Annotated in this window: 20 protein-coding genes; 19 read left to right on the top strand and 1 reads right to left on the bottom strand. The window is 59.8% G+C overall.

The window, feature by feature from the left end:
- Positions 1-185 precede the first annotated feature (185 nt).
- Genes FKM97_RS07350 through FKM97_RS07340 form a run of 3 tightly spaced genes read left to right on the top strand, consistent with a single transcriptional unit; the run spans position 186 to position 3,580 of the window.
- Positions 186-1,103, top strand: a complete 918-nt coding sequence (locus FKM97_RS07350) for an NAD(P)-dependent oxidoreductase (protein ID WP_170240805.1) — start codon at positions 186-188, stop codon at positions 1,101-1,103.
- 27 nt (positions 1,104-1,130) lie between these two features.
- Positions 1,131-2,048 (top strand): SMP-30/gluconolactonase/LRE family protein, encoded by a 918-nt coding sequence (locus FKM97_RS07345; protein WP_144291762.1) that lies wholly within the window; start codon positions 1,131-1,133, stop codon positions 2,046-2,048.
- Between the two features lie 47 nt (positions 2,049-2,095).
- The gene (locus tag FKM97_RS07340) at positions 2,096-3,580 is read left to right on the top strand and encodes an aldehyde dehydrogenase (RefSeq protein ID WP_144291761.1); all 1,485 of its coding nucleotides are present in this window, start codon (positions 2,096-2,098) and stop codon (positions 3,578-3,580) included.
- Positions 3,581-3,591: 11 nt separating this feature from the next.
- Here the strand turns inward: FKM97_RS07340 and FKM97_RS07335 are convergent, their stop codons facing one another.
- A complete protein-coding gene (locus FKM97_RS07335; protein ID WP_170240804.1) occupies positions 3,592-4,398 on the bottom strand; it encodes an IclR family transcriptional regulator in 807 nt (268 codons plus the stop codon).
- Positions 4,399-4,582: 184 nt separating this feature from the next.
- Here FKM97_RS07335 and FKM97_RS07330 point away from each other — a divergent pair, with 184 nt between their 5' ends.
- From FKM97_RS07330 to FKM97_RS07255, 16 genes are all read left to right on the top strand, one after another.
- Complete coding sequence (locus FKM97_RS07330) at positions 4,583-6,145, top strand: acetate--CoA ligase (protein WP_144291759.1); 1,563 nt, start codon at positions 4,583-4,585, stop codon at positions 6,143-6,145.
- Positions 6,145-7,563: an acetate--CoA ligase family protein gene (locus tag FKM97_RS07325; protein ID WP_144291758.1), complete on the top strand. Its 1,419-nt coding sequence runs from the start codon at positions 6,145-6,147 to the stop codon at positions 7,561-7,563. The genes FKM97_RS07330 and FKM97_RS07325 overlap by 1 nt, the downstream gene beginning before the upstream one ends.
- Positions 7,563-8,210, top strand: a complete 648-nt coding sequence (locus FKM97_RS07320; RefSeq protein ID WP_144291757.1) for an acetate--CoA ligase family protein — start codon at positions 7,563-7,565, stop codon at positions 8,208-8,210. Before FKM97_RS07325 ends, FKM97_RS07320 begins: the two co-directional genes overlap by 1 nt.
- Before the next feature lie 33 nt (positions 8,211-8,243).
- On the top strand, positions 8,244-8,621 hold the full coding sequence (locus FKM97_RS07315) for a carboxymuconolactone decarboxylase family protein (protein WP_144291756.1): 378 nt from the start codon (positions 8,244-8,246) through the stop codon (positions 8,619-8,621).
- 118 nt (positions 8,622-8,739) lie between these two features.
- Positions 8,740-10,053, top strand: a complete 1,314-nt coding sequence (locus tag FKM97_RS07310) for an ABC transporter substrate-binding protein (protein WP_144291755.1) — start codon at positions 8,740-8,742, stop codon at positions 10,051-10,053.
- Between the two features lie 30 nt (positions 10,054-10,083).
- The gene (locus tag FKM97_RS07305; RefSeq protein ID WP_144291754.1) at positions 10,084-10,992 is read left to right on the top strand and encodes a branched-chain amino acid ABC transporter permease; all 909 of its coding nucleotides are present in this window, start codon (positions 10,084-10,086) and stop codon (positions 10,990-10,992) included.
- A gap of 4 nt (positions 10,993-10,996) precedes the next feature.
- Entirely contained in the window at positions 10,997-11,920 is a 924-nt protein-coding gene (locus FKM97_RS07300) for a branched-chain amino acid ABC transporter permease (RefSeq protein WP_144291753.1), read from the top strand.
- Between the two features lie 6 nt (positions 11,921-11,926).
- The gene (locus FKM97_RS07295; protein ID WP_144291752.1) at positions 11,927-12,673 is read left to right on the top strand and encodes an ABC transporter ATP-binding protein; all 747 of its coding nucleotides are present in this window, start codon (positions 11,927-11,929) and stop codon (positions 12,671-12,673) included.
- A 1-nt stretch (position 12,674) separates the two neighbouring features.
- Complete coding sequence (locus FKM97_RS07290; RefSeq protein WP_144291751.1) at positions 12,675-13,379, top strand: ABC transporter ATP-binding protein; 705 nt, start codon at positions 12,675-12,677, stop codon at positions 13,377-13,379.
- Positions 13,380-13,496: 117 nt separating this feature from the next.
- A complete protein-coding gene (locus tag FKM97_RS07285) occupies positions 13,497-14,561 on the top strand; it encodes an ABC transporter substrate-binding protein (protein ID WP_144291750.1) in 1,065 nt (354 codons plus the stop codon).
- Entirely contained in the window at positions 14,558-15,400 is an 843-nt protein-coding gene (locus FKM97_RS07280; protein ID WP_246104983.1) for an ABC transporter ATP-binding protein, read from the top strand. Before FKM97_RS07285 ends, FKM97_RS07280 begins: the two co-directional genes overlap by 4 nt.
- 4 nt (positions 15,401-15,404) lie before the next feature.
- On the top strand, positions 15,405-16,286 hold the full coding sequence (locus tag FKM97_RS07275; protein ID WP_144291749.1) for an ABC transporter permease: 882 nt from the start codon (positions 15,405-15,407) through the stop codon (positions 16,284-16,286).
- Positions 16,287-16,337: 51 nt separating this feature from the next.
- Positions 16,338-17,366: an LLM class flavin-dependent oxidoreductase gene (locus FKM97_RS07270; protein ID WP_144291748.1), complete on the top strand. Its 1,029-nt coding sequence runs from the start codon at positions 16,338-16,340 to the stop codon at positions 17,364-17,366.
- Positions 17,363-18,352, top strand: a complete 990-nt coding sequence (locus tag FKM97_RS07265; RefSeq protein WP_144291747.1) for a flavin reductase family protein — start codon at positions 17,363-17,365, stop codon at positions 18,350-18,352. The genes FKM97_RS07270 and FKM97_RS07265 overlap by 4 nt, the downstream gene beginning before the upstream one ends.
- Before the next feature lie 28 nt (positions 18,353-18,380).
- Positions 18,381-19,976 (top strand): carboxyl transferase domain-containing protein, encoded by a 1,596-nt coding sequence (locus FKM97_RS07260; RefSeq protein ID WP_144291746.1) that lies wholly within the window; start codon positions 18,381-18,383, stop codon positions 19,974-19,976.
- Positions 19,977-19,987: 11 nt separating this feature from the next.
- Positions 19,988-21,880, top strand: coding sequence for an acetyl/propionyl/methylcrotonyl-CoA carboxylase subunit alpha (locus FKM97_RS07255; RefSeq protein WP_144291745.1), 1,893 nt, complete (start codon positions 19,988-19,990; stop codon positions 21,878-21,880).
- The last annotated feature ends 426 nt before the right edge of the window (positions 21,881-22,306 follow it).

The following is a 22,306-nucleotide window of genomic DNA, read 5'->3' as shown; positions in this document are numbered from 1 at the left end:
TGCGAGATCACAAGCCGCGCCCGCCATTCAAAATTGTTGCATATAGACAATATAGTGAGCGTATTGACAACGAATGATGGTGGTGTCAACTTTGACCGAATACCGCCCTTGGCTGCTGCGGCTGGTCAATGCGGGCGCCGCTTTGTGGGGCCCGGAGACATAGGAAACCAAATTTCCAGGAGGAGATGATGACCATTGGTTATGTCGGTATTGGCAATATGGGCGGCGCGCTTGCGCGACGGCTGCATCTCGACCAGCCGATTGCCGTGTTCGATCTCAATCCCAAAGCGGTAGCGACTTTCGTGGCCGATGGTGCAACTGCCTACAAGAGCGCCAAGGCACTGGCGGAAGCTTGTGATGTGGTGTTCACCTGCCTGCAGACTTCAGCCCAGGTCCGTGACGTCATCTTTGGCAAGGATGGTCTGGTCACCGGTCTGAAGCGGGGATCGATGATCGTCGACCAGACTACGGGTGATGCCATTGCCACACGGGAGATGGCGCAAGAGCTGGAGCCCCATGGCATCGAGCTTGTGGATGCGCCGGTCAGCGGCGGTCCACAATGGGCGGAAGCGGGCAAGATAGCGATCATGGTTGGCGCCAGCGACGCGCAGTTTGCGAAGATCGAGCCGATCCTGAAGAAGATCAGCGTCAATGTTCTGCATTGTGGCGGCAGTGGAAACGGTCACGTGGCCAAGACCTGCAACAATCTCATGGCGGCAAGCCAGCGGCTGCTTGCCTTCGAAGTGATCGGGCTGGCTGCCCGAAACGGTCTGCCCCCCGAGAAGGCGGTCGAAGTCCTCAACAAGGGCTCGGGACGCTCCTATACGCTGGAAGTCACCTTCCCACGCCATATCCTGTCTGGCGACAATCTTGACCAGGGTTTTGCCCTCGGCCTGATGCTGAAGGATGTCAAGCTCGCGAACCAACTGGCGATCGGCTCGGACGTGCCGCTCTTTCTGGGCGGCATGGTTCAGGAATACTACAAGGCGATCGTCAAGGAGATCGGCGCCACCGCCGATGTCAACCGGACGGTTCATTTCTTCGAACGCCAGGCGGGCGCGGAGATCGCCAGACCCCCGTCTAAGGCAAATGCCGCCGCCTGATCCCATCAGCAAACTTCGGGACACTTCATGTATCCGCCTGCGCAAGTCATCGAAGCCGAGGTTTTCACAAGAGTCCCGGAGAAGTTCGACAGATCCGGCACAAGCATCGAATGGGCCGAAGTCAATCTCCATGGCATGAAGATTAGCTCATTTCTCGAGGGACCATCCTTCGACCGAGAGGGCAATCTCTACGTAGTCGACATCCCTTTCGGTCGCGTCTTCAAGATCACGCCGGCGGGAGAGTGGAGCCTGGTGGTCGAGTATGACGGCTGGCCGAATGGGCTCAAGATCCATAAGAACGGGATGATCTACATCGCGGACCAGAAAAACGGAATCATGCGGCTGGACCCCGGCTCGGGTCATATCGAACCCTTTATTTCGCACTACCATATCGAAGGCTTCCGCGGCTGCAACGACATGATCTTTGCCAGCAATGGTGATCTCTACTTCACCGATCAGGGCCAGACCGGCCTGCAGGATCCCTCGGGCAGGGTGTACCGACGCCGAGCCAATGGCCAGTTGTCAAAGATCGTCGACTTCGCTCCCAGCCCGAACGGGCTTGCGCTCAATCCGAGCGAACAGATTCTCTATCTTTGCGTGACCCGCGCCAATGCAGTCTGGCGGGTTCCGCTGCTGGCTGATGGCAACGTCACAAAAGTCGGCACCTATGTTCAGCTCTCGGGCGGGGTCGGGCCGGATGGAATGGCGGTGATGCAGGATGGCGGGATCGCGGTCGCCCATGTGGGGGCCGGCCAGGTCTGCGTCTTCGGGCGGCTCGGCGAACCCTTGTTTCGGATTCTGTCACCCACCGGCGGGCTCTACACCACCAATCTTGCGTTTGGCGGGCCGGAGAACAAGCATCTCTACATCATCGAATCGCAGACGGGGTCGATCCTGCGGGCAGAGCTGCCGGTCGCAGGTCTCAAGCTCTACAGCCATCAATAAGCGCGGCGAGGGTGGGCGCCCATTGCCGTTGCGAATGGGAGGATGCCATGAACGAACAGCTCAGGCTGCACGACAAGCTCTTTATCGGCGGCGAATGGGTCGCATCATTAGATGGAGAGATGGTGGACTCCATCGATCCATCGACCGGAGTCCCTTGGGCGAAGGTTCAGTTCGGCGGCACGGCGGATGTGGACCGAGCGGTGGCTGCCGCCAATGAGGCTCTGCGCGGACCCTGGTCTCGGATGAGCGTCTACGAACGAGCGGGGATTCTGCGCCGCTTCGCCTCTCTCTACGAGCAGCATACGAGTGAACTTGCGACGCTCGAATCTCGCGACAACGGACGCCCGATCCGGGAAACGCGACCTGATATCGGCGCGCACAGCCAATGGTACCATTACTACGCAGGCCTGGCAGACAAGATCGACGGACGCATGATTCCCGTCGATCCCAGTATGCACGTCTACACGACACGCGTGCCCGTTGGCGTGGTCGGAGCCATCGTGCCATGGAACGCGCCGTTGCTTCTCTCAGCCTGGAAAATCGGGCCGGCGCTCGCGGCAGGATGTACGGTGGTGCTCAAACCTGCGGAAACCACCTCGGTCACGGCATTGGTCATGGCAAAGATTGCCGAGGCCGCTGGACTTCCGAAAGGGGTCCTGAATGTCGTGCCAGGACACGGCAAGACCAACGGGGCGCATCTCGTGGCCCATCCCGATGTTCACAAGATCTCCTTCACGGGTGACCATCGCACGGCGCAGGCGATCATGAAAAGCGCGGCCGGCACGCTCAAGCGGCTGTCTTTCGAGAATGGCGGAAAGTCACCGCATATCATCTTCGACGATGCGGACATTCCCTCCGCCATGAATGCCGCAACGCACGCGGCCTTCATGGCTTGCGGCCAGAGCTGCGCGCTCGGATCGCGACTTCTGGTGCATGAGCCCATCTACCGGCAGGTGGTGGAGGAACTCGGACGCCGAGCCGGACGCGTCAAGGTCGGGATGCCGCTTGAGGAGGGAACCCAGATGGGTCCGCAAGCCAGCGCACAGCAATTGGAAAAAACGCTCCGATATGTTGCCATCGGCCGGGACGAAGGGGCCAAGCTGGTAGCGGGTGGCAAGCGGTTGGGGGGCGACGAATTCCGGGGCGGCTATTTCGTCGAACCGACGGTCTTCAGCGATGTGAACAATGACATGCGGATCGCCCAGGAGGAGATCTTCGGCCCAGTCTGCTCAGTCATCCCGTTCAAGACTGAAGAGGATGCGGTCGCCATCGCCAACGGCACGCAGTACGGGCTCACTGCTGGTATCTGGTCACAGAATGTTGGTCGGGCGCACCGGGTCGCGAACCAGATCCAGGCTGGGACCGTATGGGTGAACACCTATCGTTATTTGCGTTGGAACATCCCCTATGGTGGCTTCAAAGTCAGCGGCCTTGGACGGGAGAATGGTCCAGAGGCGTTGGATGCCTATCTGGAGACGCGCTCGACGATCATGAGCCTGGGTGGAAGTTACGCCGACGCCTATGCAAGCTGAAGGACCGGCGTCTAGCGACTACTTGAGGAAGCGTGGCCGAGCTGAGCGGTCACGCGCTTCGTGGCCCGCTGCAAATCTAGCGCAAGGCTTTCTAGCCGGTCATCCACCAACTGACCCGACAGACCCAGGGCGACGATGGCGCCGATAAGTCCCTTGCTTGCCTCCGGGTCCTGCAGAATCGGTGCGGCGACGATGGTAAAGCCCAGGATATAGTTGTCGCGGTCGACGGCGTAGCCGACTTCGCGAGTGTGCTCGACTTCTTGGTACCAAGTTTCGAATGTTGGCGGGTTCTGCCAACGGAGGCCTGCGAATTTTTTGCGCAGCTCATCCTTCGACCAATTGCCATAGGCAGCGAGGCAGCGGCCGGTGGCGCTAAGCAACGCAGGGACGCGGGTGCCGACTGTCACGCGAACAGACAGGCCGGGATTGAGGTCAGTGGTGGCGATAACAATGAAATGATTGTTACCACTGGGCTCGACAGCGACGGCGGTGCAGCGATGACGGCGCGAGACCTCCTCGAGATGCGGGCGGACAACCTGGACCAAGGAGTTCTTGCTGACGAAATCGTTCGCCAGGGCGAGCACGCCGGCCGCCAGCTGATATTTCTTCGTCACGGGGTCGAAGGAGACGAGCCCCTCACTGTCAAGGACACGCAGAATATGGAGGCACGTGCTTGGGATTATCTCAAGCGCCTTGGCGAGTTGTACGACGCCTTGCGGCTGATCAGTCTTCGCTAGGTATCTGAGCACTGCGATCGCCCGCGACACAGCAGGGACGGGACGAATGACTTTAGGCTTTCCAGCGGCTGTATCCGGCATAGCTCCCTCATGCATTTATTGTACATATACAATTTAATATGCATATTGACAATATCCTTTCTGATCAATATCGATTTGGCATCAGATTTCCTTCTTCCGCTCGTTGCGGAGTGACAATTGCCGCTCTCCCTCAGCCGCAGGCTCTCGTCGGGGAGGAGAAAGATCGTCCCGAGGAGGCCCCTCCATGCCGAAGCTGACAGATTTCGCTTCTTACCAAGATGCGCAGTCCCAATTTTCCCGCGAGCACTTATGGGCGCTTCTCGACGGTGATGAAGAGCGACTGAATATCGCCACAGAATGCGTCGATCGTCACGTGGGGAAGGACGTTACCATCACCATCCTGCGGAAGGAGGGTCCGGAAATCCTGCTGGCTATCGAGGATGTCAGCCGATGGTCGAATCGTTTCGCCAATTTCCTCGTGCGCAAGGGGTGCGAGAAGGGCGACCGAGTGGCGATCATGCTGGATCCCTCGCTCCCCTTCTATTTTAGCTTGTTCGGAGCCATGAAGGCGGGTGCTGTCGCGGTGCCGCTCTATACACTTTTCGGGCGAGACGGCTTGGCGCTCCGTGTCGATGATTGCAAGCCAAAGGTGCTGATCGTCGACCCGGCGAAGGCCGGGATCGCCCATGGCTTCGGTGCGACAGAAGTTATCGTCGCCGACGAGGCGTTTCTAGCCGAGGTTGAGACTGAGAGTGATCAGTTCGAGGCTGAGACCTCCGGCAATGACATGGCGATGTTTCAGTACACGTCGGGGACCACGCGTGAGCTACCTGATGCAGTAAAGCACCGGCATAAGGCTGTGGTCACGGTCATGGTCGCGGCACTCTACGGCACAGGAATCCGGCCCGAGGATCGCTTTCTCTGTCCTTCCTCTCCCGCCTGGGGGCACGGCCTCTGGCACGGCACTCTTGCTCCGCTGGCACTCGGCGTGAAGATCTGGGCTTGGTCTGGGCCTTTCGATGCCGCGAGGTTGCTGAGAGCATTAGAGGATCATCGCATCACTAATCTTTCAGCGGCCGCCACCCATTACCGACTGATGAAGAACAGCGGTCAGGCCGGGAACCACAAGTACTACATCGAAAAGTTGACTTATACGGGTGAACCCACAGACACAGCGACCGAGGACTTCATTATCGAAACCTTCGGTCAGCGTGCTTGCAGCATGTATGGAACCACTGAAGTCGGCGTCATTTTGGTAAACTATCCGGGCGCCAAGGATATTCAAGTGAAGCCGCGCTCTCTCGGAAAGGCGGTGCCGGGGGTGAAGGTCGAAGTGCATGACGCAAACGGTAATGTCTGCGCCCCGCATGCCATTGGCGAACTGGTCGTCGAACGTGGTGGCGAGTGGGTCCGCACCAAAGATCTCGGTTGGACCGACAAGGAGGGCTATTTCTACCATGGTGGGCGGGCGGACGATGTCATCATCTCCGCCGGATGGACCATGAGCGCAAAGGAGATAGAGGACACCCTCCTAAAGCACGATTCCGTGGCTGAGGCGGCCGTGATCGGGGTGCCCGACGAGTTACGCGGCCAGGTGGTCAAAGCCTTCGTGGTGACCGGTGGCGCCAGGGGTCCAAAGCTCGCCGAAGACCTGCAGACGTTCACCCGGAACAGGCTGGCGCAGCACGAGTTTCCCCGGATCATCGAATTTGTGAACGAGCTGCCAAAAACGCCGTCGGGCAAGGTCAATCGGCAAGCTTTGCGCAATCAGGATGCGGCGGCAGCGCTGCAGAGAACGGTAGCGTAATGCACGGCGCAGGCCTCAACCCGATTCCGTCGGCAAACACCAGACCGCTTGCTGCCAATGCGCTGCAGGCTGCCTTCCATGCAAAGAGCGTTGCGATCATTGGCGCATCCACTGATCCGCGGAAGTTGGGCCATCTCGTGCTCAAGATGCTGGTCGAGTCCGGCTTCGAGGGACAGGTCTATCCAGTCAACAAGTCTGCCGACGAAGTCTTGGGGCACCGCTGCTATGCCAGGCTCACCGATATAGAGGGCCCGGTCGAAGTGGCCGTGGTCATCGTGCCGTCCGAGCATTTGATCGCGAGTTTAAACGACTGCGCTGTAAAGGAGATCAAGCTGGTCGCGGCGATCACCTCCGGTTTCGCCGAAGCGGGCGAGCCCGGTCGTGTTCTGCAGGAGCAGTTGGTCGAGGCCCTCAGAACTGCGCCCTATCGACTGCTCGGCCCGAACTGCGAAGGGTATGTGGTGCCGTCCACCAAGACCTTCGTGACCTTCAGTCTGATGACGCTTGGCCTCAAGCCTGGGTCGATTGCCATCGTGGCGCAATCTGGAGCTGTTTCGGGGGCCATCGCCCATCGCCTCAACCGCATGGGAGTAGGAATTAGGACGCTGATCAGCACAGGGAACGAAACCGACATCACTTGCACCGATGCGCTGGAGTGGCTGGCCGAAGACGAAGGTGCCAACACTATCGTGTGCTATCTCGAGCAGATCCGAGACGCGGATCGCTTCGTCGAAGTCGCGCGGCGCTTGAGGGGCCGCAAGGGAATTGTCATCGAAAAACCAGGCCGCGGAAGGGCAGCCGCCGAGGCCGTAGGCACCCACACCGGAGCCATTGCCGGCGACGATAAGGTGGTGGACGGTGTGTTCGAGGAGTTGTCCATTGTACGGGCGCCTGACCTCACAGCGGCAATAGATGCCGGTGCCGCTCTCTCTTTGGGAAAGACCCTGGGAGGCCGCAATGTGGGGATTATCTCTATCGCCGGCGGGCTTGCTGTCGAAGCAAGCGATGTGTTCGAGGCCGGCGGCTTCGAGGTCCCCCGCTTCGCAGATGGTTTGCAGCAGGAGATCCGCAAGTCACTTCCCTATTTCGCCGCTACGCGAAACCCGGTGGACCTCACCGGCGCCGCGCTGTCGAGCCCGGGCATGTTCAAGAACGTCATTGAGCTCACATTGGCAGATGAGGGGATCGATGCCGTCATCGTCATCATTACTTTCGCCAAGCATGAGGAATTTGCTCATGTGGTAATGGATGCCGCTGCAGCGACCGACAAGCCTTTGCTCGTGGTCTGGACGGCGCCGGAGAGTTTAAGTCCCGCACCACTGGCTGCATTCCATGCACGATCCTTTCCAGTATTCGATGCGCCGATAAGGGCACTCACTGGTTTGAAGGCGATTGCGCGCTTCTCGGGGGTTATGTAATGGCGCGCGAAACACTCGCGTCCTGGGCGAGAGCGGGGCGCCACGTTGTGCATGAAGCCGATACAAAGGCACTGCTCAGTGCCGCCCTAGTCCCCGTTCCAGAACGGGACCCGAAGGAGGGCCGATGTGTGGTGAAGCTCGCCTCGGACCGCTTTCCGCATAAGACCGAGCATGGTCTGGTCAAATTGAATGTCGCGGCTGAGGACGCAAGGGCCGCCGGGGCGACCATGACGGCGAAGGACAGCGAAGGCGTCCTTCTGATCGAAGAGATGATCGGAGATGGGGTCGCCGAATGGATCGTCGGCTGCCGGCATGACGCCACCTTCGGACCCATCGTGGTTATTGGTGCAGGCGGGATCTTCGTCGAGTTGTTCGACGATCAGAAGGTAAGGCTCGCCCCCCTAGACCATGACACTGCGCTGCGGGCCATCACCATGCAGAAGGCCGCCAAACTCCTTAGAGGAGTGCGGGGGCGACCGGCGGGAGACATTGCCGCGCTTACCGAACTCGTGGTGAACCTCTCGCGCTTTTTTGCCGAGCATGCCGCCGTTATCGAGGAGATCGAGATCAATCCGGTCATCGTACGGCCCGAGGGACGGGGTGTCGTCGCAGCCGATGCCTTGATGACCCTGCGCCCGCAATCCTGACTTTAAATCATCAGGTCCATAGGGAGACAGGAAGTGAATAAAAAAAGAGAAACCGGCCGCAAGATCATGTCGGAAGTGCTCGGTAAGGAATATTTCGAGCGCCGCGAAAAAAGCTATAGCCCGTTCAACACACCGATACGGGTCTTCTCCGAGGAGAACTGCTTCGGCGACGTCTGGGACCGCCCCGGACTGGAGCGCAAGACCCGGAGCCTGTTGCTCCTAGCGACGCTGACGGCGCTGAACCGCATCACCGAATTCAAGTTTCATGTGCGCTCGGCGATCAACAATGGCTGCACGGTCGATGAGATCCAGGAGGTGCTCTACCAATGCATCCTCTATTGCGGCCTCCCGGCAGCGGTCGAGAGCTACAAGGCTGCAGAGGAAGTGCTGACGGAGATGGGTCAACTCTGAAGAGATGAGGGCGTTCATCGACATCAAACTCTGGGCGCAGCTTCGGATCTCGCCCCTTTATTGTCTTGTGACAATAAGACTTTCGCATTGACAATAGTGGGGCTGTTCGGCAACGTTAATGACGGCTTGGGCCATCGGTTTACCCACTGCGAGCGCACAGAACGCTCGGCGGGTTCCACCGACAAGGGAGGACAACATGAAATTCGATTTCGCAGCGCTCGGCTCTCACCGGGTCCGGTTCATCGCGCCGGCCTTCATCGCGGCAACAGTGATGTTGGGCGGCATTGGCGCCGCCCAAGCTTGGCAAGATGACGGTACGGTCCGCATTGGACTGCTGGAGTCGCAGACCGGAACCTACGCGCCGTACGGGCTTCCTGCTCTTTGGGCCTCGCAGATCGCCATAGACGAGATCAATGCCAAAGGCGGCATGACCATCGACGGTAAGCAAGTGAAGATTGAAGTGGTGCCGACCGAAAATGGCTATGATGCGGGCGGCGATCCGGCTCAGACCCTGTCCCTGGTGAAAAAGCTGGTCTTCGACGATCAGGTGCTTTTCATCAAGGGGCTCTCGGTCTCCAATGCTGGCCAGGCGGTCTTCAATTATCTGAACGAGTTGGACAAGCAGGGAACTCCCATCGTCGTCCATTCCTCCTCCGTTGGCGCGCCCGGGCTGGGCAAGATTTCGAAATGGGGATTCCGCAATACCTTCAGCGAAAACTACGTCATTCCGAATATCGTCGAAACCCTGAAGAAGCAGGGTGTAAAAACGGTCGGTTTGTACATCATGAAGGACAACATCTACTTTCCGTCCATCGCCGACCAGGCCATCATTCCAGAGCTGAAAAAGGCCGGAATCGAAGTGGTTGCGGTCACCGACGGTGTCTCAAAGGACACCGATTATTCTCGCCAGGTCAACGAGCTGAAGGCGGCCAATCCGGACGTGGTCTACCTGCTTGCAAACACCCTTCCGGCGATCAACTTCATGAAGGAGGCGCGGCGCCGCGGGCTGAAGCCGAAGTATTTCCTTGGCGGAATCTCGCAGCTGACTGCGGACACGCTGAAGTCCGGCGGTTCGGCGATGGAAGGCATGCTGGTCGCCAGTTCCTACGATCCTGCCGGGGACGGCATCAAGGCGTTCGCTACGGAATATAATAACAAACACGGACAGGACATCAGCCTGTTCGCGGTGAACGGCCACGAAGCGATGTATCTTTTTAAGGATGCAGTCGAGAAGGCCGATATCAAGAACACCAAGGAATCGCTGCAAGAGGATCGCGCTAAGCTGAGGGATGCGCTGGAAAAGGCGACGACAGTCAGTATCAGCGGAGAGAAAATCGCCTTCAATGCGGATCACGACACGCCGAAGTCGGGTGTCATGCTGGTCATCAAGGACGGCAAGTTCGTCAAGTGGGATCCTGCCGCGAACAACTGATCCTCTCGTCGGGAGCAAGCGAGGGCGAGAATGATCTATCTCGAATACATCCTAGGCGGCTTGCTCTTCGGCGCCACCTATTCGCTAGTGGCGATCGGCTTTACGCTCATCTTCGGCGTCCTCAATCGGCTCAACATCGCCCATGGTGCGGTGATCATGGTGGCGGCCTTTGCGGGCGCTACCATTTCCCTGCGCCTGGGTGGGGCGGAGAGCTATGCCGTCCTGGGGCTTGCTTTCGCGGCCTCGGTGGTAACGGGCGGCATCCTGGGCATAGTCGTGCGCTCTGTTGCCTTCGCACCGCTGCGCAATGCGGCCCCTCTCGCTCCCTTCGTTACCAGTGCCGCCGTTGCGATTCTCCTGGAAGAAGCCTTTGTCCAACTTAGCAACCATGTGGTCTGGTTCTCGCCAGAATTCACCTCCTTTCCTTCGCCGCTCGAAAATCTCGGTTTCGATATCGGACCGCTCTATGTGCGCGGCGTCCATGTGGTGATCTTCGTCATCGCGCTGATCTTGATGGCAGCGCTCCAGTGGTGGATTCATTCCACCCATACTGGGATGGCCATTCGAGCCGTCGAGGAAAATCCGAACATGGCTTGGCTTCTGGGAATCAATGTCAAGCGTATCGAAATCGTGGTCTTCGCCGTCGCCTCTGCAATTGCCGGAGCTGCCGGTTGCCTCATCGGAGTGTCGATGGGCACCGTCAATCCCTTCATGGGCTCCAACCTCCTGCTCATTGGCTTCGTGATCATCGTGCTGGCGGGGCTGGGCAGTGTCCGTGGAGCCATGATCTGCGGACTGCTGGTCGGGGTCATCGAAACGACTGTCGTGGGGACGGTCTCGGCCTCAATGAAGGAAGCGGTCCTGTTCATCATCCTGTTCGCAGTGCTGGTCATCCGCCCGCAGGGTCTGTTCAGCGCGCTCGAAGCGAAGCGAGACTAAAGGCATGTATTTCCTCATCGCGATGATCGAGTTGGCTGGCCTGAATATCATTCTGGCCCTCAGCGTTTACGCGACGCTCATGGTGGGACAGTTCTCTCTGGCCCAAGTTGGCTTCTGGTCGATCGGCGCCTTCGTCGGCGGCATGCTGACCACGCTTTACGATTTCTCGCTTTTTCCGGCCCTCCTCGTTGCAGGGGGGGTGTGCGCCGTCATAGGGCTTCTCCTGGGCTATCCCTGCTTGCGGATCCGCGGCATCTATCTCACTTTGGCAACGGTCGCTTTCTCTGAGGTTGTGCGCGTCTTCTTCAACAATTTCGAATTCCAGAAAGACGTTGGCGGCCAGATGCTTGGTCCTGCGGGCCCGCTCGGTTTTCGCAGCATCGAGGTCCTCACCGCCTGGCCGCAGATCCTGATCGCGGTTGCGGCTTTCGTAGCAGTTTTCGCCTGGATCGAGCATTCGCGCGTCGGGCTCGCGACCAACGCCATCCGAGAAGACGAGGCTGCCGCCTCGTGCGCGGGAGTGAACATCGTGCTGGTAAAGGTGTCGATGTTCGTGCTGGGCGCCTTTATTGCGGGCGTGGGCGGCGGACTCTATTCCACATACATGTCCTATGTGGTTGCCGACAATTTCGGTTTTCACCTGGCATTGATCTCGATCTTCTACGTGGCGGTTGGAGGAACGGAGCGCTTCTATGGCCCGGTCTTCGGGGCGATTCTCCTGACCTTCCTGCCAGAGGCGTTCCGATTTACCGGCGACTTCCGGATGATCTTCTATGGCGCAGCCGTTCTCATCATGATCGTAATCTGCCCCCGAGGGCTGGTTGACGAATTGCGCTTCCGCTTAGCCGAGAGGAAGAACCGGGAGGCCAAGTTGCGGGAGGGACAGAAGGAGCCCGAAAAGGCATCAGTCGCGCAGAGCGCCATATGAGGCAACATGCTGGACGTTTCTAATCTCAGCAAATCATTCGGCGGCCTGAAGGCCCTTTCCGAATTAAGCTTCGCGGTCTCCCCGGGGCAAATTCTTGGCCTTATTGGCCCCAACGGCTCAGGGAAGACGACAACCATAAATGTCATCACCGGACTCCTCCCGGCCAGCGCGGGGCGTATCAGGCTGAATGGGAGCGAGATCACCCGCAATCGTTCCGACCAAATCGCCAAATCGGGCATGACCAGAACATTTCAGAATCTTCGGTTGTTCAACAGCCAGACGGTTCGGAACAATGTGCGTTCGGGCCAGGGAATATTATGTCGCTCCCTCCTGTCAAAAATCAGTGCCATTCCGACCTCAGAGGAGAGGCAATTGCGGGTAGAGGCTGAAGATTTGCTGGCCCGCTTTTCGCTTGCTGATCGAGCTGACTGGCCAGCAAGCGCGCTCTCTTATGGAGAAAAGAAGCGCCTGGAGCTCGCGCGCGCCATGGCCATGCGTCCTCGGGTTCTGCTGCTTGACGAGCCCGCTGCTGGCATGAATCCGGTGGAACTTGACTGGCTGACGAACATCATTCGGGAGATCGGCGCGAGCGGTGTCGCGGTGGTCCTGGTGGAGCACCACATGAAGCTGGTGATGAGCGTCTGCCACAAAATCGTGGTGCTCAATTTCGGCCAGAAGATCGCCGAAGGTCCGCCTGAGGAAATCGCCAAGAACCCGGATGTAATCACCGCCTATCTGGGAAAGGCGCATTGACGTGCTGACAATCAAGGGGCTGCATTGCGGCTATGGCGGGAATTCCGCCATTAATGGTATCGACATCACGATCGCCAAAGGGGAACTGGTCACGGTGATCGGCCCTAATGGCGCCGGCAAGTCGACCCTGCTACGGACCATATCCGGCCTCCTCAAGCCGACCTCCGGCAGCATCATTTTCGACGGCCAGGATCTGCTTGCGATTCAGCCGGACGCGATCGTCCGGACAGGCATCATCCATGTGCCCGAAGGTCGTATGGTGCTCGGCCGGATGAGCGTGCGCGAGAACCTGGTCTTGGGCGCCTACGCCCGCGTCCAAGACGCGAAGGTGAAACGGGATTTCGAGCATGCCCTGGCGCTGTTCCCCATCCTGGAGCAGCGCATTGATCAGCAGGCGGGGACACTTAGCGGAGGAGAGCAGCAGATGTTGGCTATCGGCCGCGGGCTGATGGGCAACCCGCGGCTGCTCATGCTGGACGAACCATCGCTCGGCATCGCACCGATTATCGTCGAGAAAATCTTCGCCGCCATCGCCGACATCCAATCCCGAGGGGTGACCATGCTGCTGGTCGAGCAAAATGCCGCCAAAGCACTGGCCGCAGCCGATCGTGCTTATGCCCTGGACCTGGGTCGAATGACTGCCAGCGGTCCGGCCTCGGCTTTGCTCAACGACCCCCGAGTTCGGCAGGCCTATCTCGGGATTTGACGACTGAATTTCGAAATATTATTGTATATGTACAATATTATATTTCTCTTGACAATTAATGGGTGTGGCAAGAACCTGTTCTGAACGGCCGATAGAGCCATCAGACGGGATTGTGAAATGCTCAAGAATAATTCTCGGACGATCGACCGCAGGCGTTTTCTTTCGGGGTCGGCAGGTCTTGCGGCGACAGCTGCATTCGTTCCCGGCGGGATCGCGGCCCAGGCCAGTGCCGGCGACCTAGTTTACGGCATCGGCAATCTCGATGCCATGTTCACCGCCGGCTTCGTCGCGCTCAAGAAAGGTTTCTTCAAGGAGGCGGGGCTGAATGCCAGTTTCCTGGATTGCCAGAATGGCCCTCGAGCAAGGCAAATGCTTGCTGCAGGGCAAATCGACATCTGCGCATCGGCCTCCTTTGATCCGATCATCATCACCCTCGCAGGCAAGCCGACCAAGGTTATCGCCAGCATCGATCGGCGGCTGCCCTACGCAAATGTCATCGTCAATCGGAAGGATTTCGAGTCCGGCCAAATCAAGAGCTTCTCCGATCTGAGCGGCAAGAGGCTGGGCGTTTCCGGGCCAAAGTCGGCCTTCTGGCTGATGGCCTCACATATGGTCGAGAAGGGCAAGCTCGAGGGTGTGGAGATCCGTTTCATCGGCGGCACGCCTGAGATGCTTGCAGCGCTCAAGTCAGGTCAGGTCGATGCGAGCATGGCAACCATGACCATGATGGACCAAGCAGAAAAGGAAGGCTGGGGCGTACCGATCGTCAGCATCAATGACGACGCTGGCTGGACTGCCGCCATGGGGCTCGGCGGCGATGTGCCGGGACAGTGGATCTATACTTTAGCGCCCTTCGTTGAGAAGCGGCCAGATGCCGTGCAGGCCTTCGTCACGGGATGGATGAAGGGCAATGCATTTGTCTTCGCCAATTCTCCTGAGACCGTCGCCGACCTGATCCACGAGGAATTCCTGCGCTCGTTTAAGAAGGACACTCTCGTGCGGACCATCTCGGTGCTCAAGGAGAAGGTCTGGTCGAAGGACAATGTCGTCTCGCCGGAGGCTTATCAGCGCGTGTTGACGGTTATGGGTGGCGACCGAATGATGCCCGACGCGGATATGGCCAAGCTGCCTTATGCCACTGAAGTCGACATGGCTTTCGTGACGAAGGCGCGAGGGACATGAGTGTTTCGCCCCCGCTTCGATTCGTCGAGCATGAACCCTGCGAGTCCAGGGTCGCCGCGCAGCCTCGCCCGGAGCCGATGATCGAAGCGAAGGGCGTGGGCAAGGTCTATTATTCAAAAACGAGTGAGACCTGGGCCATTGGGGACATCACGACGACAATCGGCAAGGGCGAATTCGTGTCGATCGTCGGTCCCTCGGGATGCGGGAAGAGCACGTTCTTGCACATCATCGCCGGTTTCACCCAGGCGACGAAGGGCGAGATCTCGCTGCTTGACACAGGCCGGGGGAAGACGCGGCTCGGCTATATCTTCCAGAAGGACACGGTGCTGCCCTGGTATACGGTCCGCAAGAATGTCGGGCTGGGTCCCGCCTTCAACGGTGTCGACCGCAAGATCGCGAAAGCCAAAATCGATGCGCTGCTGGAGATGGCCCATCTCAGCGATTTCGCCGATGCCTATCCACATCAGCTTTCCGGGGGCATGCGCCGTCGGGTTGCCCTGCTCATGGGGCTTGCGAATGATCCGGAGATTCTGCTGCTGGACGAGCCTTTCGGCGCGCTCGACACGCATACCAAGACCCATCTGCATCGCGAGCTCATCGAGATCTGGCGGAAGCTCAACCAGACAGTCGTCATGGTCACGCACGACCTGGACGAAGCGATCACCCTCTCCGACCGAGTGATCGTGCTGTCGTCGCCGCCCAGCCGGATCCTCCTCGACGAGTGCATCGACATCCCTCATCCGCGCGACGTGTTCACGGTGCGGCAGAGCGAGTTGTTTACCCAGCACTTCAATCGGATCTGGACCGTTCTCGGCCAGCAGTTTCAGGCGAGCGAGTAGGGCCATGGTGGCGATCGACATCAGCCGGAGCGACAGCGGTGTCGTGCCCAGCCACGCCGAATATCTGCAGGCGGTGCGGCGCAGAAGCCGACGCCAATCGATGCAGGTCGTGCTCTGCCAGATCGGGATCCTCGCCGTCGTCCTCGGCGCCTGGGAATTCCTGACGCGCATTCCGTGGTTTGCGGAGAACACGATCTATGATCCCTTTTTCATCAGTCAGCCATCCAAGATCATCGCGCGTATCGGTGAGTGGATGGTGCCCGGCCCCTATTCGATCTGGCCCAATCTCTGGAGCACCCTGTCGGCGACCTTCCTGGGACTGTTTGTCGGGGCGGGGAGCGGCTTCGTGGTCGGGTTAGCGCTGGCGCAGAACAAATTCCTGGCGCGGGTGCTCAATCCGTTCATCGTGACCTTGAACTCAATGCCGCGCATCGCTTTTGTGCCGCTGATCACGATGATCTTCGGGTTGGGGATCGCCTCCAAGGTGGTGACGGCCTGGTTCGTCGTGTTCTTCCTACTGTTCTTCAACACCTATAAAGGAAGCCTCAGCGTGCAGCGTGAGCTGCTCGATTTCTGTCGGACCCTTGGTGGCAGCTCCCACCAGATCCTCTGGCGCGTGAGGGTGCCTTACGCCGCAGCCTGGACCTTTGCGGCGTTGCCCAATGCTGTGAGCTTCGCGCTCGTGGGCGTGGTGCTCTCGGAGTTCGTCGGGAGCGCGACGGGAATGGGCTATATCATGATCTCAGCGCTCGCGGCGCTGAATGCCACAGACATGTTCGCGGCGATCACGGTGTTGAGCGTGGTCGGCCTGGCACTGGTCTATTCCGTGCGTCTGGTCGAAAAGGCCGTGCTGCACTGGTCAGCGGAATTCAGGGACGAAGACTGATCAGCGTTGGCCGATCCGGCCAGCCTCCTTTGTCAGAATGGAGATTTGCGGATGAAATTCGGCTTGTTCGGGACAGCGAGGACGTCGGTGGACCATGAGGCCGGCGCCAATGACAGCCAAGCCTATCGCGAGTTCATCGACTATGTTTGCGAGGCTGAGAGGCTGGGCTTCTCGAGCGTATTCCTGGCGGAGCACCACTTCACCGGGATCAACCAAATCTCGGCATCCATCAGCTTGCTGACCTATCTTGCAGGGATAACCAAGACGATCCGCCTCGGCACGGCGGTAACGGTGTTGCCCTGGCACAATCCAGTGCTGCTAGCCGAGCAGGCAGCGACACTCGATGTGCTGTCTAACGGCCGCTTCGACTTCGGCGTCGGAAAAGGCTATCGCGAGACGGAGTTCGACGGATTCTGCATGGACATCGCCGAAGCGCATGAGCGCTACGAAGAGGCGCTGGAAATCATCCTGCGCGCGTGGACGTCTAAGGAACGGTTCTCGCATCACGGCAAACGCTGGCACTACGAGGACATCATCGTCGAGCCGTCCCCGGCACAGCAGCCGCACCCGCCGCTATGGGTGGGCGCGAGCAGCGCTGCTTCGGTGAAGAGGGCGGGCGAGCAGGGGATGAACCTGCTGATGGCGCTCCAGGTCGCCTTCGATGAAGTGATCGCTCTCACGAAGCTCTATCGCGAGTCGCTTGCCGAGTCAGGCCATCCACGCCGCCTGGAATCAGTTGGGCTGCTGCGGGCGGTGCATGTCTGTGAGACGCCGGAGGAAGTCGAAGAGGGGTACGATATTCTGGGCAAGTTCCTGATCACCGCAGGCAGCCTCGCAGGCGCCAAGGTTAAGAAGAGCATCGTTCTGCCGTCGACGCTCGCCGAGAACCGCAAGATGTTGGAGAATGCAGCGCTGATCGGAACGCCGGCGGACATCGTCGCGAAGGTTCGAAAGCTGCAGGCGGGTGGGATCGATTCCATCCTGCTGCTCAATCTCAGCGGGTCGCGGAACATGCTGCGGGCTTTTGCGGCTGAGGTTATGCCGCATTTCGAAGAGCGCCGACTGGGACGCACGGCGTGAACCGAGCAGCCCATCACGAGGACGATCCCCGCATGGACACACCGATCGAGGCTGGCTATCCAACCAGCGATCCGGCGGCGTTTCGCCGGTGCCTGGGACAATTCGCAACCGGAGTTACGGTCATCGCTACGAGGGTGGGGGATACACTCGCCGCGATGACATCAAACTCATTCTCCTCGGTGTCGCTCGAACCGCCGCTCATCCTGTGGTCGATCAAGCGCCACAGCCAAAGCTTTCCCTTGTTCGAGGCGTCGCATTTCTTCACTGTTAATATTCTTGCCGACGACCAGATCGAGCTGTCGAAGATCTTCGCAAAATCGGGGCCGGACAAATTCAACGGGGTTGCCTGGACGCCTGGCGTCGAGGGGGTGCCGGTGCTTGACGGGGCGGTAGCCAGCTTTGAATGCCGCAAGACTACGGTGGTCGATGGCGGCGACCATCTGATCATCATCGGCCTGGTGGAACGCTATTGCCGATATGACCGTCAGCCCCTGCTGTTCGCTCAGGGTCGCTATGCGATCGTAGCGGATTATCCTCAGAGCGAGTCGCTTGACGGCATGGATGTGGAAGGGGCAGGCCAATCGGTGGCAGACCGGCTCACCACGAGCCTGTTCATCAAGGCCTATGGGGCCATGGTCAATGTGATGGAGACGGCACGGCGGCGCGGCGGCGTCTCGCTGCAGGAATCGATCCTGCTGCGGGCGGTGAAGACCATGCCGGGTCGGACCCTGGATCAGTTGCTGCCGGAAATGCTGCTGGGCATGAATGCGGGTCAGAGCGTCTTCCGCCAGTTGCGGGCGCGAGGGCTGGTGACGACAGATTCCCTGGGCCGCCTCGAACTCACTGCCGAGGGGACCGAGAGGATCAACGCGGTCATCCAATTTTCTTGGGAAATCGAGAAGGAGACCTTCAGGCAGATCCCAGCGGCCGACATTGCAGCGACCCGAAGGGTCCTCAAGACCCTCATCGAGACGCATTCCCACTGAACGCCTTCCCCGGACCACCACAGATATCATGACCGAAATCCTCTCCACCATCAGTCGGTCTTCACCCGACTTCCAGGCAAATGCGGCGCATCACCGCCAACTGACCGCGGAACTGTCAGAACGAACCGCCCGCATCTCGCTGGGAGGTTCGCAGGCCTCGCGGGATCGCCACGTGTCACGGGGCAAGCTGCTGCCGCGAGACCGGATCCTGCGCCTTCTCGACCCTGGCGCGCCCTTCCTCGAAGTTGGCGCGCTGGCCGGTTGGGATCTCTATGGCGGAGAGGCGCCCGCGGCGGGCATCATCACCGGGATCGGTCGGGTGTCGGGGCATGAGGTGATGATCGTCTGCAACGATCCGACGGTCAAAGGCGGTGCCTATTTTCCGATGACGGTCAAGAAGCATCTGCGCGCGCAGGAGATCGCCCGGGTCAACCGCCTTCCTTGCGTCTATCTGGTGGATTCCGGCGGCGCGAACCTTCCGCATCAGGCGGAGGTGTTCCCCGATCAGGATCACTTCGGTCGCATCTTCTTCAACCAAGCCAATATGTCCGCCGACGGCATTCCCCAGATCGCCTGCGTGATGGGAAGCTCCACCGCAGGCGGCGCATATGTTCCTGCGATGTCAGACGAGACGGTCATCGTCCGCAATCAGGGCACCATCTTCCTCGCTGGGCCGCCGCTGGTGAAAGCAGCGACGGGGGAGATTATCTCAGCGGAAGACCTCGGTGGAGCGGAAATTCATGGCCGTCGGTCCGGCGTCGTGGACCATGTGGCGGAAAACGATGAGCATGCACTGCTCATCGTCCGGGAGATCGTTGCCGGGCTGACAAAGGTGAAGGCCGTGGACATCAAGCTGGCGGAGCCACAGCCGCCTAAGCTCGATCCGCAGGATCTCTACGGCATCGTTCCGGCGGACATGCGGACCCAGTACGATGTCCGCGAAGTCATCGGCCGGATCGTCGACGGCTCCATGTTTCAGGAGTTCAAGTCGCTTTATGGCACGACCTTGGTGTGCGGCTTCGCGCATCTCTGGGGCATGCCGGTCGGGATCCTGGCCAATAATGGCGTACTGTTCTCTGAAAGTGCTCTGAAGGGCGCTCATTTCATCCAACTCGCCTGTCAGCGCCGCACTCCTCTTGTGTTCCTGCAGAACATTTCAGGCTTCATGGTGGGGGGGCGCTACGAGGCAGAAGGGATCGCCAAGAACGGTGCGAAGCTCGTGACCGCGGTCGCCACCGCGAGCGTACCGAAATTCACGGTGTTGATCGGCGGCAGCTTCGGCGCCGGAAATTACGGCATGTGCGGCCGGGCCTACGAACCGAGGTTCCTCTTCACCTGGCCCAACAGCCGCATCAGCGTGATGGGTGGCGAGCAGGCCGCTTCGGTCCTGGCAACCGTGCATCGCGACGCAGATCGCTGGACGCCGGAAGAGGCGGAGGCCTTCAAGGCACCAATCCGGCAGAAATATGAGGACGAGGGAAATCCCTATTACGCGACTGCAAGGCTTTGGGACGACGGGATCATCGATCCACTGCAAACCCGCGACGTCCTCGGCCTTGCGATCTCCGCGAGTCTGAACGCCCCGATCGCCGAGCGTCCGCGCTTCGGCCTGTTCCGCATGTGAGGGCGCGATCTATGATCTCTTCCCTGCTGATCGCAAATCGCGGCGAGATCGCCCGGCGAATTGAGCGCACTGCCAGCACCATGGGGCTGCGCACCATTGCTGTTCATTCCGAAGCCGATGCGGGCATGCCCTTCGTGCGCGAAGCCGACATTGCGGTGGCGATCGGACCAGCGCCGGCCCAAGAGAGCTATCTGGTGCCCGAGAAAATCCTGGCGGTCGCCCGCAAAACTGGGGCCGACGCGATCCATCCGGGCTACGGCTTCCTCTCGGAGAATGCCGAATTCGCCCAACTGGTGCTGGACGCCGGCCTCGTGTGGGTCGGTGCGCCGCCGGCGGCGATCCGCGCCATGGGGCTCAAAGATGCCGCCAAGGCCCTGATGATGACGGCAGGCGTGCCGGTGACGCCAGGCTATCTGGGCGAGGACCAGTCGCCGGAACGCCTGCAGGTGGAGGCCGATGGAATTGGCTATCCGGTGCTGATCAAGGCCGTCGCTGGCGGGGGCGGCAAGGGGATGCGCCGAGTGGACGCTCATGCCGACTTCGCTGAGGCGCTGGCCTCCTGCCGCCGAGAAGCGGCCGCGAGCTTCGGAGACGACCGGGTGCTGCTGGAGAAGTACATTGTCAATCCACGCCACATCGAAGTGCAGGTTTTCGGCGATACCCATGGCAGGATCGTTCATCTGTTCGAACGGGATTGCTCGCTGCAGCGACGCCACCAGAAAGTGATCGAAGAGGCACCAGCGCCTGGGATGGATGCCACCACGCGCGCAGTGATCTGTGAGGCGGCGGTCAAAGCCGCACGATCGGTCAATTATGTTGGCGCGGGTACCATCGAGTTCATCGCTGATGCCTCTGAGGGCCTGCGTTCGGACCGGATCTGGTTCATGGAGATGAATACGCGGCTGCAGGTCGAGCATCCGGTGACCGAGGCAATTACGGGGCAGGACCTGGTCGAGTGGCAATTGCGCGTGGCAGCAGGCGAGCCCCTGCCACTGACGCAGGATGCGCTGAGCATTTCCGGGCATGCGGTAGAGGCGCGTCTCTATGCCGAAAATCCACGTTCGGGTTTCCTGCCCTCTATTGGGCCGCTGACGCATCTACGACTGCCGCAGGACATACGCGTAGACTCTGGGGTTGAAGAGGGCGACGAGGTTACACCGCACTACGATCCGATGATCGCCAAGCTCATCGTGCACTCGGGCAGTCGTCGGGCGGCGGCCAAGCGCTTGGCAAGGGCGTGCCGAAGTGTCGAAGTGTGGCCGGTGAAAACCAATGCTGCGTTCCTGGCCCGGGCCCTGGACCATCCCGAGTTTCTCTTCGGCCGAATCGATACAGGCTTCATCGCGCGGCACCAGGAGGCCCTAGTGCCGCCCGGCGAGGCGGGAACCGCAGTCTTGCACTCGGCTGCCCAGGTGCTGGTCGGCAGCGGGGCCGCGCCCTGGGAGGCATTGCGCGGCTTCCGGCTCAATGGTCCGCCCGTCATGACGGTGGCGCTTGAGATTGAGGGCAGGGCGCATTTTTTGGATCTCGCGGCACAGCAGCCAGCAACGTGCCAGACACGGTACATTTTCGGTCAGGATGTCGTCTTTGCCGATGGCGACGCTTGGGCTTTTTCCGACATTACCGTCAATAGTGGTGCCGTCGCTCGCGAAGCCGCCGATGGCGCAATTCTGACGCCCATGCCGGGCAGGATCGTGGCGCTCGCGGTTGCCAACGGTGAGATGGTTGTAAAAGGGCAGGCTTTGTTGACGGTCGAAGCGATGAAAATGGAACATAGGTTGCTTGCGCCATTCGACGGCATGGTAGGCGATCTGCACCTCAAGCTCGGAGATCAGGTCGGCGAAGGTACTCAGTTGCTGTGCATCACACGTCTCGCAGCAACGGAGTCGGCCGACTGCCGGTAAAGCTAATCGCCGGAAAACGTGCTGGGGCAGTAGGTCACCGGCGATCTGCCGGCCGCGTGTTGCACACAGGCTCATCACCACCAAGGCGGGATAAGCCCCTGGATGGGACAGGATCGCAAGCCGGGCACCCGCTTCCTTACCACCCGACATGGAGCCGCCGCGGGCTGGAACGCGGAGGGAAGGATGAAAATTATGGCCCTCAAAGTTGTATTTGTGCCAATCGTTGGATGGAAGCAGCGGGCTCGGCCGCGCCAATCCGTGTATGAAACACTAGTTCGACTTGTCAGGGCTGCATCATTCCGAACATCGATCCGGCCGCCACTCGTGCGTAGTCACTAAGCCCGCTCATGCCGCATCCCCGTGAGGACGGGGGTGAACCTGCCCATGGACATTCACGGGACTCAGCGTTCCAATCTCTGTCGACTG

This window comes from Rhodoligotrophos appendicifer, assembly GCF_007474605.1.
Taxonomy (GTDB): Bacteria; Pseudomonadota; Alphaproteobacteria; order Rhizobiales; family Im1; genus Rhodoligotrophos; species Rhodoligotrophos appendicifer.
This window is presented reverse-complemented; position numbering and strand designations above follow the sequence as displayed.

What these genes read in the sequence shown, in the direction of transcription:
- FKM97_RS07350 (WP_170240805.1), top strand. Translation starts at nt 186, where the DNA reads ATGATGACCATTGGTTATGTCGGTATTGGCAATATGGGCGGCGCGCTT.
- FKM97_RS07345 (WP_144291762.1), top strand. Translation starts at nt 1,131, where the DNA reads ATGTATCCGCCTGCGCAAGTCATCGAAGCCGAGGTTTTCACAAGAGTC.
- FKM97_RS07340 (WP_144291761.1), top strand. Translation starts at nt 2,096, where the DNA reads ATGAACGAACAGCTCAGGCTGCACGACAAGCTCTTTATCGGCGGCGAA.
- FKM97_RS07335 (WP_170240804.1), bottom strand. Translation starts at nt 4,398, where the DNA reads ATGCCGGATACAGCCGCTGGAAAGCCTAAAGTCATTCGTCCCGTCCCT.
- FKM97_RS07330 (WP_144291759.1), top strand. Translation starts at nt 4,583, where the DNA reads ATGCCGAAGCTGACAGATTTCGCTTCTTACCAAGATGCGCAGTCCCAA.
- FKM97_RS07325 (WP_144291758.1), top strand. Translation starts at nt 6,145, where the DNA reads ATGCACGGCGCAGGCCTCAACCCGATTCCGTCGGCAAACACCAGACCG.
- FKM97_RS07320 (WP_144291757.1), top strand. Translation starts at nt 7,563, where the DNA reads ATGGCGCGCGAAACACTCGCGTCCTGGGCGAGAGCGGGGCGCCACGTT.
- FKM97_RS07310 (WP_144291755.1), top strand. Translation starts at nt 8,740, where the DNA reads ATGACGGCTTGGGCCATCGGTTTACCCACTGCGAGCGCACAGAACGCT.
- FKM97_RS07305 (WP_144291754.1), top strand. Translation starts at nt 10,084, where the DNA reads ATGATCTATCTCGAATACATCCTAGGCGGCTTGCTCTTCGGCGCCACC.
- FKM97_RS07300 (WP_144291753.1), top strand. Translation starts at nt 10,997, where the DNA reads ATGTATTTCCTCATCGCGATGATCGAGTTGGCTGGCCTGAATATCATT.
- FKM97_RS07295 (WP_144291752.1), top strand. Translation starts at nt 11,927, where the DNA reads ATGCTGGACGTTTCTAATCTCAGCAAATCATTCGGCGGCCTGAAGGCC.
- FKM97_RS07285 (WP_144291750.1), top strand. Translation starts at nt 13,497, where the DNA reads ATGCTCAAGAATAATTCTCGGACGATCGACCGCAGGCGTTTTCTTTCG.
- FKM97_RS07280 (WP_246104983.1), top strand. Translation starts at nt 14,558, where the DNA reads ATGAGTGTTTCGCCCCCGCTTCGATTCGTCGAGCATGAACCCTGCGAG.
- FKM97_RS07275 (WP_144291749.1), top strand. Translation starts at nt 15,405, where the DNA reads ATGGTGGCGATCGACATCAGCCGGAGCGACAGCGGTGTCGTGCCCAGC.
- FKM97_RS07270 (WP_144291748.1), top strand. Translation starts at nt 16,338, where the DNA reads ATGAAATTCGGCTTGTTCGGGACAGCGAGGACGTCGGTGGACCATGAG.
- FKM97_RS07260 (WP_144291746.1), top strand. Translation starts at nt 18,381, where the DNA reads ATGACCGAAATCCTCTCCACCATCAGTCGGTCTTCACCCGACTTCCAG.
- FKM97_RS07255 (WP_144291745.1), top strand. Translation starts at nt 19,988, where the DNA reads ATGATCTCTTCCCTGCTGATCGCAAATCGCGGCGAGATCGCCCGGCGA.